Origin of the sequence: Ancylobacter lacus (assembly GCF_018390635.1) — a bacterium.
GTDB lineage: Bacteria > Pseudomonadota > Alphaproteobacteria > Rhizobiales > Xanthobacteraceae > Ancylobacter > Ancylobacter lacus.
Genome location: NZ_JAHBGE010000051.1, coordinates 52,492 through 65,321, shown reverse-complemented (window position 1 = coordinate 65,321; position 12,830 = coordinate 52,492). Strand labels below are relative to the sequence as shown.

General features: G+C 67.8%; 13 protein-coding genes. 10 read left to right on the top strand and 3 right to left on the bottom strand.

What is annotated here, in order from left to right:
• Positions 1-216 precede the first annotated feature (216 nt).
• The 3 genes from KHC27_RS13045 to pcaC all read left to right on the top strand — a co-directional run bounded on the left by KHC27_RS13045 (position 217) and on the right by pcaC (position 2,906).
• Positions 217-1,527 (top strand): NtaA/DmoA family FMN-dependent monooxygenase, encoded by a 1,311-nt coding sequence (locus tag KHC27_RS13045; protein ID WP_246519912.1) that lies wholly within the window; start codon positions 217-219, stop codon positions 1,525-1,527.
• Positions 1,528-1,682: 155 nt separating this feature from the next.
• The gene (locus KHC27_RS13040; protein WP_213339810.1) at positions 1,683-2,453 is read left to right on the top strand and encodes an alpha/beta fold hydrolase; all 771 of its coding nucleotides are present in this window, start codon (positions 1,683-1,685) and stop codon (positions 2,451-2,453) included.
• A gap of 54 nt (positions 2,454-2,507) precedes the next feature.
• Positions 2,508-2,906: a 4-carboxymuconolactone decarboxylase gene (gene pcaC, locus KHC27_RS13035; RefSeq protein ID WP_213339809.1), complete on the top strand. Its 399-nt coding sequence runs from the start codon at positions 2,508-2,510 to the stop codon at positions 2,904-2,906.
• A gap of 160 nt (positions 2,907-3,066) precedes the next feature.
• Here the strand turns inward: pcaC and KHC27_RS13030 are convergent, their stop codons facing one another.
• Entirely contained in the window at positions 3,067-3,531 is a 465-nt protein-coding gene (locus KHC27_RS13030) for a hypothetical protein (RefSeq protein WP_213339808.1), read from the bottom strand.
• A 91-nt stretch (positions 3,532-3,622) separates the two neighbouring features.
• On the opposite strand from KHC27_RS13030, the gene KHC27_RS13025 reads away from it, so the two are divergent.
• From KHC27_RS13025 to KHC27_RS13010, 4 genes are all read left to right on the top strand, one after another.
• The gene (locus tag KHC27_RS13025) at positions 3,623-4,651 is read left to right on the top strand and encodes a putative B6 ABC transporter substrate-binding protein (RefSeq protein ID WP_213339807.1); all 1,029 of its coding nucleotides are present in this window, start codon (positions 3,623-3,625) and stop codon (positions 4,649-4,651) included.
• Between the two features lie 100 nt (positions 4,652-4,751).
• Positions 4,752-6,332 carry a putative B6 ABC transporter ATP-binding protein gene (locus KHC27_RS13020; RefSeq protein WP_213339806.1) on the top strand — a complete coding sequence of 527 codons (1,581 nt, stop codon included), beginning with the start codon at positions 4,752-4,754 and terminating at the stop codon, positions 6,330-6,332.
• Positions 6,329-7,474, top strand: coding sequence for a putative B6 ABC transporter permease subunit 2 (locus tag KHC27_RS13015; protein ID WP_213339805.1), 1,146 nt, complete (start codon positions 6,329-6,331; stop codon positions 7,472-7,474). The genes KHC27_RS13020 and KHC27_RS13015 overlap by 4 nt, the downstream gene beginning before the upstream one ends.
• An 11-nt stretch (positions 7,475-7,485) precedes the next feature.
• Positions 7,486-8,421: a putative B6 ABC transporter permease subunit 1 gene (locus KHC27_RS13010; RefSeq protein ID WP_213339804.1), complete on the top strand. Its 936-nt coding sequence runs from the start codon at positions 7,486-7,488 to the stop codon at positions 8,419-8,421.
• 60 nt (positions 8,422-8,481) lie between these two features.
• On the opposite strand, the gene KHC27_RS13005 is transcribed toward KHC27_RS13010, so the two are convergent.
• Positions 8,482-9,402, bottom strand: coding sequence for a LysR family transcriptional regulator (locus KHC27_RS13005; protein WP_213339803.1), 921 nt, complete (start codon positions 9,400-9,402; stop codon positions 8,482-8,484).
• An 85-nt stretch (positions 9,403-9,487) separates the two neighbouring features.
• On the opposite strand from KHC27_RS13005, the gene KHC27_RS13000 reads away from it, so the two are divergent.
• Positions 9,488-10,504: an NADP-dependent oxidoreductase gene (locus KHC27_RS13000; protein WP_213339802.1), complete on the top strand. Its 1,017-nt coding sequence runs from the start codon at positions 9,488-9,490 to the stop codon at positions 10,502-10,504.
• Positions 10,505-10,584: 80 nt separating this feature from the next.
• On the opposite strand, the gene KHC27_RS12995 is transcribed toward KHC27_RS13000, so the two are convergent.
• Positions 10,585-11,754, bottom strand: a complete 1,170-nt coding sequence (locus KHC27_RS12995) for a zinc-dependent alcohol dehydrogenase (RefSeq protein WP_213339801.1) — start codon at positions 11,752-11,754, stop codon at positions 10,585-10,587.
• 223 nt (positions 11,755-11,977) lie between these two features.
• On the opposite strand from KHC27_RS12995, the gene KHC27_RS22120 reads away from it, so the two are divergent.
• Entirely contained in the window at positions 11,978-12,415 is a 438-nt protein-coding gene (locus tag KHC27_RS22120) for a UvrD-helicase domain-containing protein (protein WP_213339800.1), read from the top strand.
• Positions 12,322-12,735: a UvrD-helicase domain-containing protein gene (locus KHC27_RS12985; protein WP_213339799.1), complete on the top strand. Its 414-nt coding sequence runs from the start codon at positions 12,322-12,324 to the stop codon at positions 12,733-12,735. Before KHC27_RS22120 ends, KHC27_RS12985 begins: the two co-directional genes overlap by 94 nt.
• The last annotated feature ends 95 nt before the right edge of the window (positions 12,736-12,830 follow it).

Here is a 12,830-nt window from a genome sequence, read left to right as displayed (position 1 = left end):
AACCAACTTTCCCTTCCATGAAGTACCTGCGGCTTTCGGCGCGCCGGCGACAAAGCTGCCGCTCCCGCATCGGCATGTATTTTGCTTGCATTTTCGCCGTGCAGAGCGGGGCTAAGCGTTGCTCTGTATGCGTTCGATCCAGAACGCGCTAGCGGAAAGGTTGTGCCAGGGTTCGGCGTGCAGGCGCGTCCCTCGGCTGGGTTCAGGGAGAGCACGATGGCGTCGCCGTTCCATATGTCCTGGTTTCTTCAGGGGTCGAGCGCGCAGGCCTGGGGCGAGCCCTGGACGGGAAACATCGGCCGCGAGTGGATGACCGCCGATCTCTTCGTAGACCTTGCCCGGGCCATCGAGCGGGCGTGCTTCGATTATCTTCTGATTGAGGATTCCATCTTCATCGGCGAGAACTGGCAGGCCTCCCGCAACATGTTCCTGAAGAACGGCATCTGCGTGCCGCGGCAGGAACCCTCCGTGGTGGCGACCCTCCTCGCCGCGGCCACCCGGCGGGTCGGCATCGTCCCGACGCTCTCCACCTTTGCCTACCATCCCTATCTCACCGCCCGCATCATCGGCTCGCTCGACCAGATTTCGGGCGGCCGTGCCGGCTGGAACCTGGTGACGGGCTTCAACGATCTGGCGGCCCAGAACTTCGGACTCGAGGGAATGGCCGACCATGACGAGCGCTACGTCATGGCCGAGGAATACGCCAACATCGTCAAGAAGCTGTGGGATTCCTGGGAGCCCGGCGCCATCCTCGACGATGTCGAGAACGGCGTGCTGATCGACCCGTCCAAGGTGCACACCATCGACGTGGCCGGGCGATACTACAGCTCGCGCGGGCCGCTGAATTCCGGCCCCTGCCCTCAGGGCCGGCCGATCATCGCCCAGGCCGGCGGCTCCTCAACCGGCCGGGCCTTTGCCGCCACCCACGCCGACACCATCGTCGCCGCCCCGACCGGCATTCCGGCGATGAAGCGCTATCGCGAAGAGGTCCGGGCGCAGATGGCGGCGATGGGGCGCGATCCCGACAGCTGCAAGCTGCTGTTCCTTCTGTCGCCCATCGTCGCCGAGACGGCCGAACAGGCCCGCTGGTTTGCCGACGAGCGCAAGAACCAGACGGCGGCGAACATCGACGCGCGGCTGGCGCGGCTGGGTTGGGCCACCAACATCGACTTCTCCGTCTTCGACCTCGACGCGCCCGTGGGCGAACTCACCACCAACGGCACGCAGTCGACGCTTCAGGCCTTCCTCGTGCGCGCCGGCCAGCGCACCCTGCGGGAGGCGATCGTCGCCCATTATGGCTCGGGCTATTGCGTCGATGTCGTCGGCACGCCGGAAAGCGCGGCGGCGCAGATGGGCGAGATCATGGAGGAGGTCGGCGGCGACGGCTTCCTCATCGTGCTGCCGGACGTCAGCCGCCGCTCGATCGCGACCATCACCGACGGCCTCGTGCCCGCGCTGCAGCGCCGCGGCCTGATGCGCAAGGCCTATGAGCACGTGCATCTGCGCGACAATCTCCTCGCCTTCTGAAGGAGAGCCTGCGCGGGATGTGGAGGGGTCTGGGGCCGGCGAGAGCGGGACGGTTCGTCCCACCTCATGGCCTCATCCCGCCGGGTCCAGTCCTGTCGTATGACAGTGCCGGACCCGGGCGCCCCCCGCCTGCCGCCGCTTTTGGAGACGCAACCGTGCCCCTGATCGACCTCAATAGCGAAAGCCTGTTCTATGAGCGTGCCGGGAGCGGCCCCCCGCTCCTGCTGATCCACAGCCTGGGCACGGCCGCCTGGCTGTGGCGCGAGCAGATCTGCCGCTGGTCGCCCGATTTCGATGTGATCGCGGTGGACGCCCGCGGCCATGGCCGCTCCACCCGGCGCGGCGGCTTCACCGTGAGGAATGTCGCGGCCGATCTGGCTGCGGTGCTGACGGCGTTCGGCGGGACCCCCGCTCGCGTGGTGGCGATCTCCATGGGCGGGCCGATCGCCGCCCACCTCGTCGATCTCGCGCCGGCGCTGGTCGAGCGCCTCGTCATCGCCGACAGCTTCGCCAATCAGGGCGAGGCGGGGGCTGCGCGTGCCGCCGGCATTGCCAGCACCCTTGCCGCCGGTTCCATGGAAACCTATGCCCGCGCCTACGCCGCCGACACGCTGGTGGAGGATGACCCGACCCATGTGGAGGAGCTGGTCGCCAGTCTCGCCGGCATGGCGCCGGCGGCCTATGTCGAGGCGGCACAGTCGGTTTTCACCGCCAATGTGACCGAGCTCTACCGCGCCGTGAGAGTGCCCACCCGGGTGGTGGTCGGCACGCGCGACAACCGCACCCCGCCGCGGTTGTCGCAGGAGATCGCGGCATTGATTCCGGGCGCCGACTACGTCGAGATCGAGGGTGCTCGCCATCTCGCCAATCTCGACCGGCCGGATGGCTTTCACGCCGCGGTCGATCCCTTTCTGCGCAGCCGATGAACCGGCTGCGCTCGCGCGGCGCCCTTACCCTTCAACCCGCCGGAGACCCCATCCATGACCGACGACCTCTTCGAGAAGGGATTGTCCATCCGCCGCGCCGTTGTCGGCAGCGCCTATGTCGACAAGTCGCTGGCCGAAGCCGACGATTTCTCCCGACCGCTTCAGGAACTGGTGACGAAATACTGCTGGGGCGAGGTGTGGGGCCGCGAGGGGCTGGCGCGGCGCGACCGCTCCCTCCTCAATCTCGGGATGATCGCGGCGTTGAACCGGCCTCACGAACTGAAGCTCCACGTGCGCGGCGCCCTCAACAACGGGCTGACCCGCGATGAAATCCGGGAGGCCCTTCTTCAGGTGGCGATCTATTGCGGCGTACCCGCGTCGCTGGACAGTTTCCGCATCGCCCGAGAGGTGTTTGCCGAGGAGGACGCGAAGGCGGCGTCCACCGGAGCGTGATCGGGAGGGCCGGCGGAAGTCGGGCTCCTGCCGCTAGGCCAAACGGACGTCGCGCCGGCTGCTTGACCGCAGGAGAGGGTTCTGAACGTGTGATCACGCGAGCGCGGCCGATATGGCGGGGAGAGGCGGCATGCAGAGCGTGGCACCAAACCCCGGCCGGTCATTCCGCCGTACTGCGGCGGCAGTCCAGCGCATGGGTCTCGCCATCCGACCGGCAGATCATGTTCACGGGCGGCTCCACCTGGCCGGCGCGGCGGTCCAGCACCACGAGGCTGCGGGTCGTTATGTCGGCGCCCTGATAACCGCACCACAAACTCTGGATCGGCATGCGGTCGTCTCGAACGTTGAGCAGAAACACTTCGCCGCTTGCCGGCTTCGACCACAGCCGGGCCTCGAGCTGTTCCCCCGGCGGCACGGTGCCGATGGGCGCGGAGTACCAGTGGGCGAGGACGGCGGAGCAGACCAGCGGCCGGCCGGTCTCGTTCCGTACCCGGAATGGAACGGCGGCAAGGCCTTCGAGGTCGGGCTCCGCCGTCACCGCGTCACGGGTGTCGGCCCGGACGGCGGCGTTGACCGTCGCCCATGTACACAATGCCAGCACGGCCAGATAAAAGACTTTCGGCACGTCATGCCTCTACAGATAAGCCGCCCCTGCCCCCGGCCCGGATGCCGGACGGACGAATAAGAAAATCGATCGGGACCATAAAGAGGATTCCATGAGGAACATCGTGCGTTGGGGTGTGGCGCTGGCCGTTCTGGGGATGGTTTCGTTCGCGCAGGCGGCCGAGCTGAAGTCCATCGCCATCCTGACCCCCGAGCCCGGCACAGACTATGGCTGGAACCAGCAGGGCGTCGCTGCGGCGAAGGCCGCCGGTGCCGCCGCCGGCGTCGAAGTCCTGATCGCGGACAATCTGGGCTATGGCGACGTCCGGCCCACGCTGCGCGAACTGGCGCAGGACGGCGCCGGCCTTCTGATCGCACACGCCAGCGGCTACAATACCGCCGCACCGGAAATCGGCGCCGAAATGAAGGTGCCCGTCGCGATCGTCGACATGCCCTCGGCGCGCAAGCCCGGTGCCGTCGCGGATTACACGGCCAGCGGGCATGAGGGCGCCTATCTCGCCGGCCGCCTCGCCGCCAAGATGAGCACGACGGGGACGGTGGGGATCGTCGTCTCGGGTGAGCCGCCATCGTGGAATGCCCAGTCCTCCGCCTTCGCCGAGGGCGCCAGGGCCGAGAAGCCCGGCATCACCGTGCGCTATGCCGTCATCGGGCCGGCGGCCTATTCCGATGCCGCGGGCGGCAAGCGGGTGACCGAAGCGCTGATCGCGGCCGGCGCGGACATCATTTTCGGGCAGGGCAACGGTTCCAGCTTCGGCATGCTGCAGGCGGTCGAGACCGCCAAGGCGACCAATGGCGGCAAGGTCTATTTCATCGACGTGATCGGCGACAAGACGGCGATCGACAGGGGCAACCTGCTCTCCTCGGTGGTGTGGAACCTCACGCCGGTCTATTCGGCGATGATCGCCGACGTCAGGGCCGGCACCTATGGCAGCCGCAACTACGACATCAATCTCGCCGACGGGTCGGTCGCGCTGCTGAAGACCGCGCATATTCCCGACGAGGTGTGGGCGCAGATCGAAGCGCTGAAAAAGGACATCGTCGACGGCAGGATCAAGGTCACGGCGCATTACGACGCCGATACCGTGCACAAGCTGGTGACGCAGCTTCCGGCGGCTCCCTGAACCGCTCCGACCTGCAACCTTCATCGCCCTGCCGCGTCGCTGCAAGGCTTCCAACCCGCGGCGACGCCCCGCCGGACGGGATCGCACGACAGCCTCCGCCATGAACCAGCCACGCGCCGCCTCCCCGCCGCCTCCGGCGAGCCCGCTTTCCGAGCCGCGGCCGGTCATCTCGCTCGACAGCGTCACCAGAAGATTCCCCGGCGCCCTGGCCCTGGACCGGGTGACGTTCGATCTGTGGCCCGGCGAGGTGCATGTTCTGCTGGGTGAGAACGGCGCGGGAAAGTCGACGCTGGTCGCCCTGTTGTCCGGGCTTCACCAGCCCGATGCGGGGAGCATACGTGTCGATGGGCGGGCCGTGCGGATCGACACGCCCGCCCGGGCGCTCGATCTTGGTATCGGCACCGTCTTCCAGCACTCCATGCTGGTGCCGTCGCTGAGCGTCGTCGACAACATGGCGCTCGGCGGAGCCTGGTGGGCGCGGCCGGACCGCGCCGGGCTGGCGCGTCGCATGGCGTTGGTCGGCGCCGAGATCGGCATAACCATCGATCCCGCCGCAAAGGTCGGGGCCCTCTCGCTGGGCGAGCGGCAGCAGGTCGAGATTGTCCGCGCGCTCCTGCGCGGCAGCCGGGTGATCCTTCTCGACGAAGCGACCGCCATGCTGACCCCCCAGGGTGCCGGCAAGCTCGGCGAGCTGGTGGGGCGCCTGGCGAAGCGCGGCATCGCCGTCGTGTTCATCACGCACAAGCTGGACGAGGCACTCGCCATCGGCCATCGCATCACGGTGCTGAGGCTGGGCCGCAAGGTCGGCGAGATCGCGCCGGATCGCCTCGCCTCGCTCGGGCCGGCCGCGGCGACGACCGAGATCGTCCGGCTGATGTTCGGCTCCGATGACCTCACTGCGCCCACCGCCGCGCCGCGCCGCGACCGGATGGCGCCGCCGCCGCTGCTGGTGATCGAAGGGCTCGCCGTCGACGATCCCGTGGTGCCATTGGCCGGGATCGATCTGGCGGTGGCGCCGGGCGAGATCGTCGGCATCGCCGGCATGGACGGGAACGGCCAGAAGCAGTTCGCCGAGGCGGTGGCCGGTCAGCGGCGTCTCGCGGCGGGGCGGATCACCCTCGGCGGCACCTCGCTGGAACGGCTCGATGTTGGCGGACGGCGGCGGCAGGGCCTGCGCTACGTAACCGACGACCGGCTCGGCGAAGGCACGATCGGCAGCTTCCCTCTCTCCCTCAACCTCCTGCTGAAGGATGTGGGCGAGCCGCCTTTCTGGCAGGGCGGGCTCGAGCGGCCCGAGGCCATCGCCGCCCATGCCCGGCGGCTGGTCGAGGCGTACGATGTGCGCACCCCCGGCATCTCGGCGCCTATCGACACCCTGTCCGGCGGCAACGTCCAGAAGGCGCTGCTGGCGCGCGAGCTCTCCGGGGCGGCGCGGGCGGTGATCTTCGCCAAACCCACCAATGGCCTCGACCTCCAAAGCGCGCGCGCCGCCCGGCAGCACGTCCGGGAGACGGCAAATCAGGGACGTGCGGTCATCCTCCTCTCGACAGACCTCGATGAGCTGCTGGAACTCTCCGACCGCATCGCCGTGATGTCGCGTGGCCGCATCGTCGGGATGGTCGCCAATGACGAAGCAGCGCGGTCACGGCTGGGCGCGCTGATGAGCGGTGTTGCGGCATGACCGACATCCGCAGGCCGGACCATGAAAGGCGCCACGAGCCTCCTTCGGGTCCCACAACGACCCCGGCCTCGGAGGACCAGGCGGCCGGGAACCCGCCGGGGCGGCGCGGAACGGGGCGAGCGTGGACCCGCCTGGCGCTGATGACGCTCGGTCCCGTCATGGGCGCGCTCCTGCTGTCGGGCCTGCTGCTGCTCGCGCTTGGCGTCGACCCGATCGCCTATTACGGCTTCGTCCTCGAGCGCGGCCTGATCAACGCCTATGGTTTGCAGGCAACCTTCACCCGCATGGGCACCCTTCTGCTGATCGCGGCCGGCCTGATCGTCGCGTTCCGCGCCGGCCTGTGGAACCTGGGCGGTGACGGCCAATTTTTGCTGAGTGCCGTGGCCGTCGCGGCCCTCGCGCCACTGCTGACACCCCATCTGCCGATCGCGCTGGTCCTGCTGGCCGGGCTGCTGGCCGGTGCCGCGGTCGGGGCGGCGTGGTCGATGCTGCCGGCACTGCTCAAGGCCTATCAGGGCATCAACGAGGTCATTACCACGCTGATGACCTCGTTTCTCGGCATTTCCCTCGCCAATGTCCTTGTGAAGCTGGCCTTTCACGACCCTGCCACCACCGTGCCGCAGACCCGCACCCTTGCCGTGGCGGACAGGCTGCCGCGCCTGTTTGGCACCACCGTGTCGAGCGGCCTGCTGCTGGGCCTCGGGGCCATCATCGTGGTGCATCTGGTCATGACCCGCACCGCCTTCGGGTTGAAGCTGCGCGTCGTAGGCGCCAATCCCCGCGCGGCGATCCATGCCGGACTGCCGGTGCCGATGCTCACGGTCGCGGCCTTCGCCATCTCCGCGGCCCTGACAGGGCTGGCGGGGGCGGTAGAGATCCTTGGTGTGCAGGGCAATGTGCGGGCGGACTGGAATCCGGCCTACAGCCTCACCGTCATCCCGCTGGTGTTTCTGGCACGATTCAACGGCTTTGCCGCGATCGGCTTCGTCTTCCTGTTCTCGGTGCTGTCGATCGGGGGCGAGAGCGCGGCGCGGCGCACCGGCGTGCCGAACTTCTTCACCCTCGTGGTGGTGGCAATCCTGCTCGTGATGCTCGGCATTGCCGAATATCTCGACAAGCGCCATCGCACGGCGCGCCGGTGACAGGGGAACCGATGTCCACGCTTTTCACGGAGCCCTTTTTCACCGCGCTGGTCCTTGGCGCACTCACCGCCGGGCTCCCGCTGCTGCTGGCGGGGCTCGGCGAGCAAATCTCGGAAAAGGCGGGGGTTCTGAACATCGGCATCGAGGGAATGATGCTGGCCGGAGCCTATGGGGGCTTCCTCGTGGCCTACCACACCGGTTCAATCTGGCTGGGCTATCTCGGCGGGGCATTGGGCGGCATGGCGGTGGCGACGCCCATGGCGGTGCTTTGCATCCGCCTGGGACTCAGCCAGATCGTCATCGGCATGGCCCTGACGCTCGGGGCGGAGGGGACGACCGCGCTTCTCCACCATTTCCAGTTCGCGCAAAGCTACCCTCGCCTCCCGGCCGTGGCGACGCTGGCGATTCCCGGCCTTTCCGCGATACCGGTGATCGGGCCGGCACTGTTCGACCGCCCGCCTATCGTCTATCTCGCGATCCTCGCGGTGTTTCTCACTGCCTACGTGTTCCGTTCCACCCATCTCGGCCTCGCGCTGCAGGCTGCGGGTGACAAGCCCGAGGCGCTGGACGCGGCCGGCGTCGACGTCGTGCGCCTTCGCAGCCTTGCGGTATTGGCGACGGGATGCCTCGCCGGCGTGGGCGGAGCCTTCATGGCGGAAGTCGGTGCCGGCATTTTCGTGCCGTTCATGACCAACGGCGCGGGATTTATCGGCATCGTGCTCGCCATGCAGGCGCGCGGGCGGCCGTTCGGCGTGCTTTGGGGTGCTCTGCTGTTCGGGGCCTGTCTCTCCGCCGCCACGGCGCTGCAGGTCGCCGGGGTCAGCATCCCGACGGACGTCGTCCAGATGCTGCCTTTCGTGGCAGTCCTCGCGGTTCTGGTTCTGTTGGGCCGCAAGGCGAGCCTGCCGCCGGCGCTCGGTGTGCATTATGTCCGAGGAGGACGGTGAGCGCCCGGCACGCCGCCCGCCCCTCCCCTATCCTCCCGCAGCGACGGCTGCGGCGGCGCGTCACGTGGCGCGCCAGGCGGGCAGCCTCTCCGTCAGGCAGGCGAGGAAGGCGCGCAGCGCCGGGTTGGCCCGGCGGCTTTCGGGCCAGACCGCGGTGATGTTGTGCCGCTCGACCACATGGTCGGGCAGTACCGGCACCAGTTCGCCGCGCGCCACATAAGGGGCAGCGACGAAGTCCGCGCTGAGGCCGATGCCGCCGCCCGCCACCAGCACGGCCAGCAGCGCCTCGCTGGCGTCCACGACAATGCCGGAGGGCGGCACGATCTCGATCTCGCGATCGCCGACACGCAGCGGCCAGCGCAGCAGCTGCCCGGAACTCCGATAGCGGAGGGTGACGGTGTCGTGCCCCACCAGCTCGTCCGGATGCGAGGGCGCGCCTCGTGCCGCGAGGTAGGACGGTGCGCCGAAGCAGCCCAGGCGATGCGGCGCGAGCCGACGCGACAGAAGCTGCGAGTCCGCGAGGTCCCCGATCCGCACGGCCATGTCCACGCCGTCGCCAATGATGTCGATGAACCGGTCGTCCAGTCTCAGATCAACCTTCACCCCGGGGTGAAGGGCGCGAAACGCCGGCAGAATGGGCGCCAGGAGATGGATGCCGATCGGCAGCGAGGCCGCGATGCGCAGGGTGCCGGACGGCTCCGCCCGCGCCGTCTTGGCGAGCTGCTCGATTTCTTCGGCGTCGCGCAGCAGACGGAGCGCGCGTTCGTGCAGCTCGCGCCCTTCCGGCGTCAGCGTCAGGGATCGGGTGGTGCGGGCGATGAGCGACAGGCCGAGCGACTGCTCCAGCCGCTGCACGCTTTTGCTCACCGCCGAAGGCGAGAGCGAGAGCGAGCGGGCCGCGGCCGTGAAACTGCCCATCGACCCCACCCGGGCGAAGGCGATGAGCCCGGTCAGTCGTTCAAGCGCGATCTGTTCCTTCATGGAAGCATTAAATGAAATGTCGGCAGGATTATCAATTCCGCCTTCATGAGCCACCTCTGGCGCAGCACGATCAGGGAGAAGTCTCATGAACCCGATGATGAAGGCCGTCCGGTTGCACGCCTTTGGCGGCCCCGACGTCTTGCGCTACGAGGAGGCGCCGCGACCTGCGCTGTCGCACGGCGACGTGCTCGTGCGGGTCCACGCCGTCGGGCTGAACCCGCCGGACTGGTATCTGCGGGACGGCTACCGCTCGTTGCCTCCGGAGTGGCGACCCGAACCCGCCTTCCCGTTGATCCTCGGCTCCGACGTGTCCGGCGTGGTCGCGGCTGTGGCGGAGGGGGTCGAGGGTTTCGCGGTCGGCGACGCCGTCTACGCCCTGGTGCGGTTCCCCGGCGAGGTTATGAAGGGCAGCGGAGCCTATGCCGAATATGTCAGCGTGCCCGCCTCGGAACTGGCCCACAAGCCCTCCACCATCGACCATGTGCACGCGGCCGGAGCGCCCATGTCGCTGCTCACCGCGTGGCAGTTCCTGATCGAACCGGGCCATCAGCAGCCGAACCCGTTCCAGCCTTTTGCCCATGTGCCGGTACCGCTGGAAGGCAAGACGGTGCTCATCAACGGTGCCGCGGGCGGGGTCGGCCATCTCGCCGTGCAGCTGGCGACGTGGAGAGGCGCCCATGTCATCGCCGTGGCCTCCCGCCGGAGCGAGGCTCTGCTGCGCGATCTCGGCGCCGACCAGTTTCTCGACCGCGCCGGCATCGCCCCGGAAGAGGTGGTGCGGGACGCCGATCTGGTTCTGGATACCGTGGGTGGCGCTGAAAGCGGTCGTTTTCTGCGCAGCCTGAAGCGGGGCGGCGCGCTGTTTCCGGTCTACCCTCTCGGCTTCGCCGGCCATCAGGAGGCGGCGGAGCGGGGCATTACCGTCTCGACGGCTCAGGTCCGCTCCAGCGGCGAACAGCTCGCGCAGGCCGCCGCGCTGCTCGCCGACGGCACCCTCCGGGTCGTGGTCGACAGCATCTTTCCGCTGGCCGACGCCGCGCGCGCCCACGAACGGGCGGCACGCGGCGGCATCCAGGGCAAGATTGTCCTCGACGTCGCTTGACCCTCCGCCCCACGCATGGCGGGGCGCATGGCGGGACGCGCGCCCTCTCCTCGCCCGCTCACGTCCTCTGGACACGCTCCTCAGGGCTTGAGAACGACCTTGATGCAGCCGTCGTGCTTGTCGCGGAACGTCTTGTAGAGGTCCGGCCCCTCCTCCAGCGACGCCTTGTGGGTGATGACGAAGGAGGGGTCGATCTCGCCCTTCTGGATGCGGTCGAGCAGCATCGGCAGATAGCGCTGTACCGGCGTCTGCGCCATGCGGAAACGAAGGCCGCGATTGATGGCCGACCCCATCGGCACCTTGTCGAGAAAGCCGCCATAGACGCCGACAATGGAAACCGTCCCGAAATTGCGGCAGCAGTGGATCGCCTGCCGCAACACATGGGGCCGGTCTGTGCCCATGAAGAGCGCGGTCTTCACCCGGTCGACCATTGAATCGGCGCTCGCGGTCGCATCGGCCTCGGTGCCGACGGCATCGATGCAGGCATCCGCGCCACGCTTGCCCGTCAGCTCCATGATCCGGTCGTAGATGTCCTCCTCAGCGAAATCGAGCGTCATGGCACCACCCGCCCGCGCAAGGGCGAGCCGTTCCGGCACCGTGTCGATCGCGATCACCCGTTCGGCACCCAGCAGGAAGGCGGAGCGGATGGCCATCTGGCCGACCGGACCGCAACCCCACACCGCAATGGTGTCGCCGGGCTGGATGTCGCAGAATTCGGCGGCCATGTAGCCCGTGGGAAAGATGTCCGACAGGAAAAGCACCTGCTCGTCGGTCAGTCCCTCCGGCACCTTGATGGGGCCGACATCGGCATAGGGCACGCGCAGATATTCGGCCTGCCCGCCGGCATAGCCCCCGAGAAGATGGGAATAGCCGAAGAGCCCGCCGGGCGCGTTTCCCCAAAGCTTGGATGCCTTGTCACGGTCGGGATTGGTTCGCTCGCAGGCCGAGAAATAGCCGCGCGTGCAGAAGAAGCATTCGCCGCAGGAAATGGTGAAGGGCACGACGACCCGATCGCCAACCTTCAGCTTGCTGTTCTGCGACCCGACCTCGACCACCTCGCCCATGGATTCGTGACCGAGCACATCGCCATGCTCCATGCCGGGAATGATGCCGCCATAGATGTGGAGATCCGACCCGCAGATCGCGCACGCCGTCACCTTGATGATGGCATCGCGGCCATCCTCGATCTTCGGGTCCGGCACGCTCTCGCAGCGTATGTCGGCCTTGCCGTGCCAGGTCAGTGCCTTCATGGCGAACTCCTCGGGTGCGTTCTGCGGGGAATTCCACCAATGCGCCGCGCCAGCGCATGTTCCGTAGCGAAAGGATTGCAGGCATCGGCGGGCGCGCGCTCAGGCTGTGATGAGCCCTATCAATTGCGTACTCTGAAAGAAGGTGAGCTCATACTGGCGCCGGCGTCATTGACCTGTTAGGTGCTATGATGGCCGAGCGTCCTAAATACTGTCGGTTCCCGGGATGTTGGACGAGACGCGAATCGCCTTCGTCGAGGCTCTGGAAGAAGATATTCGCTTTCTCGCACCCGCAGGCAGCGGCAAGACCCTGTCCCTGTTGAACCGCTGCGCCCATCTGCATCGGCGACGAGCCGGAACGGCCCGCTTCCTCATCGTCTCCTTCACCCGCGCCGCGCGTGAAGAGGTGCGGTCCCGGTTGACCGACCCCGCTTTCGCCGGCGCCGCTGGGAACCCTTCCTCGAGGTCGCGCTGCCATTCTTCAACGCCGCCTGCGCCCAGCAGTTCGCAACCGGCTGCTTCACCCTGGAAGACCAGAAATACGGTGCCTGGCTCGACCAGCGGCGGCAGGTGGCGGCTGGCCTTCTCCCGGAAGGGCCTGCGCGCATCACGCACATTCTTGTCGACGAGTTTCAGGACATCAACCCGCTGGATCTGGCGCTGATCCTGAAGGTGGCGGAGCTCCACCGCTCCGCGCTCATCCTCGTCGGCGATGACGATCAGGCGATCTTCGAGTGGCGCGGCTCCGCGCCGGAATTCATCCTGGCGCCCGAGCGCCATCTCGGCCGGGCGTTCTCCACCTATGTTCTCGAAAAGAACTACCGCTGCCCGCGCAACATCGTTGTCAAATCCGCGCGCCGCATCGCCCACAATAGGCACCGCGTCGAAAAGGCGATGCACCCGGTTTCCACCGTCGATGCCCAGATTCAGTTGTACCGCGGCACGACCTTCCTCGATTCAGTCGAGCATGTGAAACAGGAGTGAGGCGAGTATCGGTGCCGCCAGCGCAATTGACCAGAACGCGCCGACACGCAAGGCAAACCAGCCTCCATCCTTCATGTCCCAGCCCCCCCGACGCC

Excerpts from the sequence above, each read along its gene's own strand:
- KHC27_RS22120 (WP_213339800.1), top strand. The coding sequence starts at position 11,978 with ATGTTGGACGAGACGCGAATCGCCTTCGTCGAGGCTCTGGAAGAAGAT.
- KHC27_RS12995 (WP_213339801.1), bottom strand. The coding sequence starts at position 11,754 with ATGAAGGCACTGACCTGGCACGGCAAGGCCGACATACGCTGCGAGAGC.
- KHC27_RS13020 (WP_213339806.1), top strand. The coding sequence starts at position 4,752 with ATGAACCAGCCACGCGCCGCCTCCCCGCCGCCTCCGGCGAGCCCGCTT.
- KHC27_RS13010 (WP_213339804.1), top strand. The coding sequence starts at position 7,486 with ATGTCCACGCTTTTCACGGAGCCCTTTTTCACCGCGCTGGTCCTTGGC.
- KHC27_RS13045 (WP_246519912.1), top strand. The coding sequence starts at position 217 with ATGGCGTCGCCGTTCCATATGTCCTGGTTTCTTCAGGGGTCGAGCGCG.
- KHC27_RS13025 (WP_213339807.1), top strand. The coding sequence starts at position 3,623 with ATGAGGAACATCGTGCGTTGGGGTGTGGCGCTGGCCGTTCTGGGGATG.
- KHC27_RS13005 (WP_213339803.1), bottom strand. The coding sequence starts at position 9,402 with ATGAAGGAACAGATCGCGCTTGAACGACTGACCGGGCTCATCGCCTTC.
- KHC27_RS13000 (WP_213339802.1), top strand. The coding sequence starts at position 9,488 with ATGAACCCGATGATGAAGGCCGTCCGGTTGCACGCCTTTGGCGGCCCC.
- KHC27_RS13015 (WP_213339805.1), top strand. The coding sequence starts at position 6,329 with ATGACCGACATCCGCAGGCCGGACCATGAAAGGCGCCACGAGCCTCCT.
- pcaC (WP_213339809.1), top strand. The coding sequence starts at position 2,508 with ATGACCGACGACCTCTTCGAGAAGGGATTGTCCATCCGCCGCGCCGTT.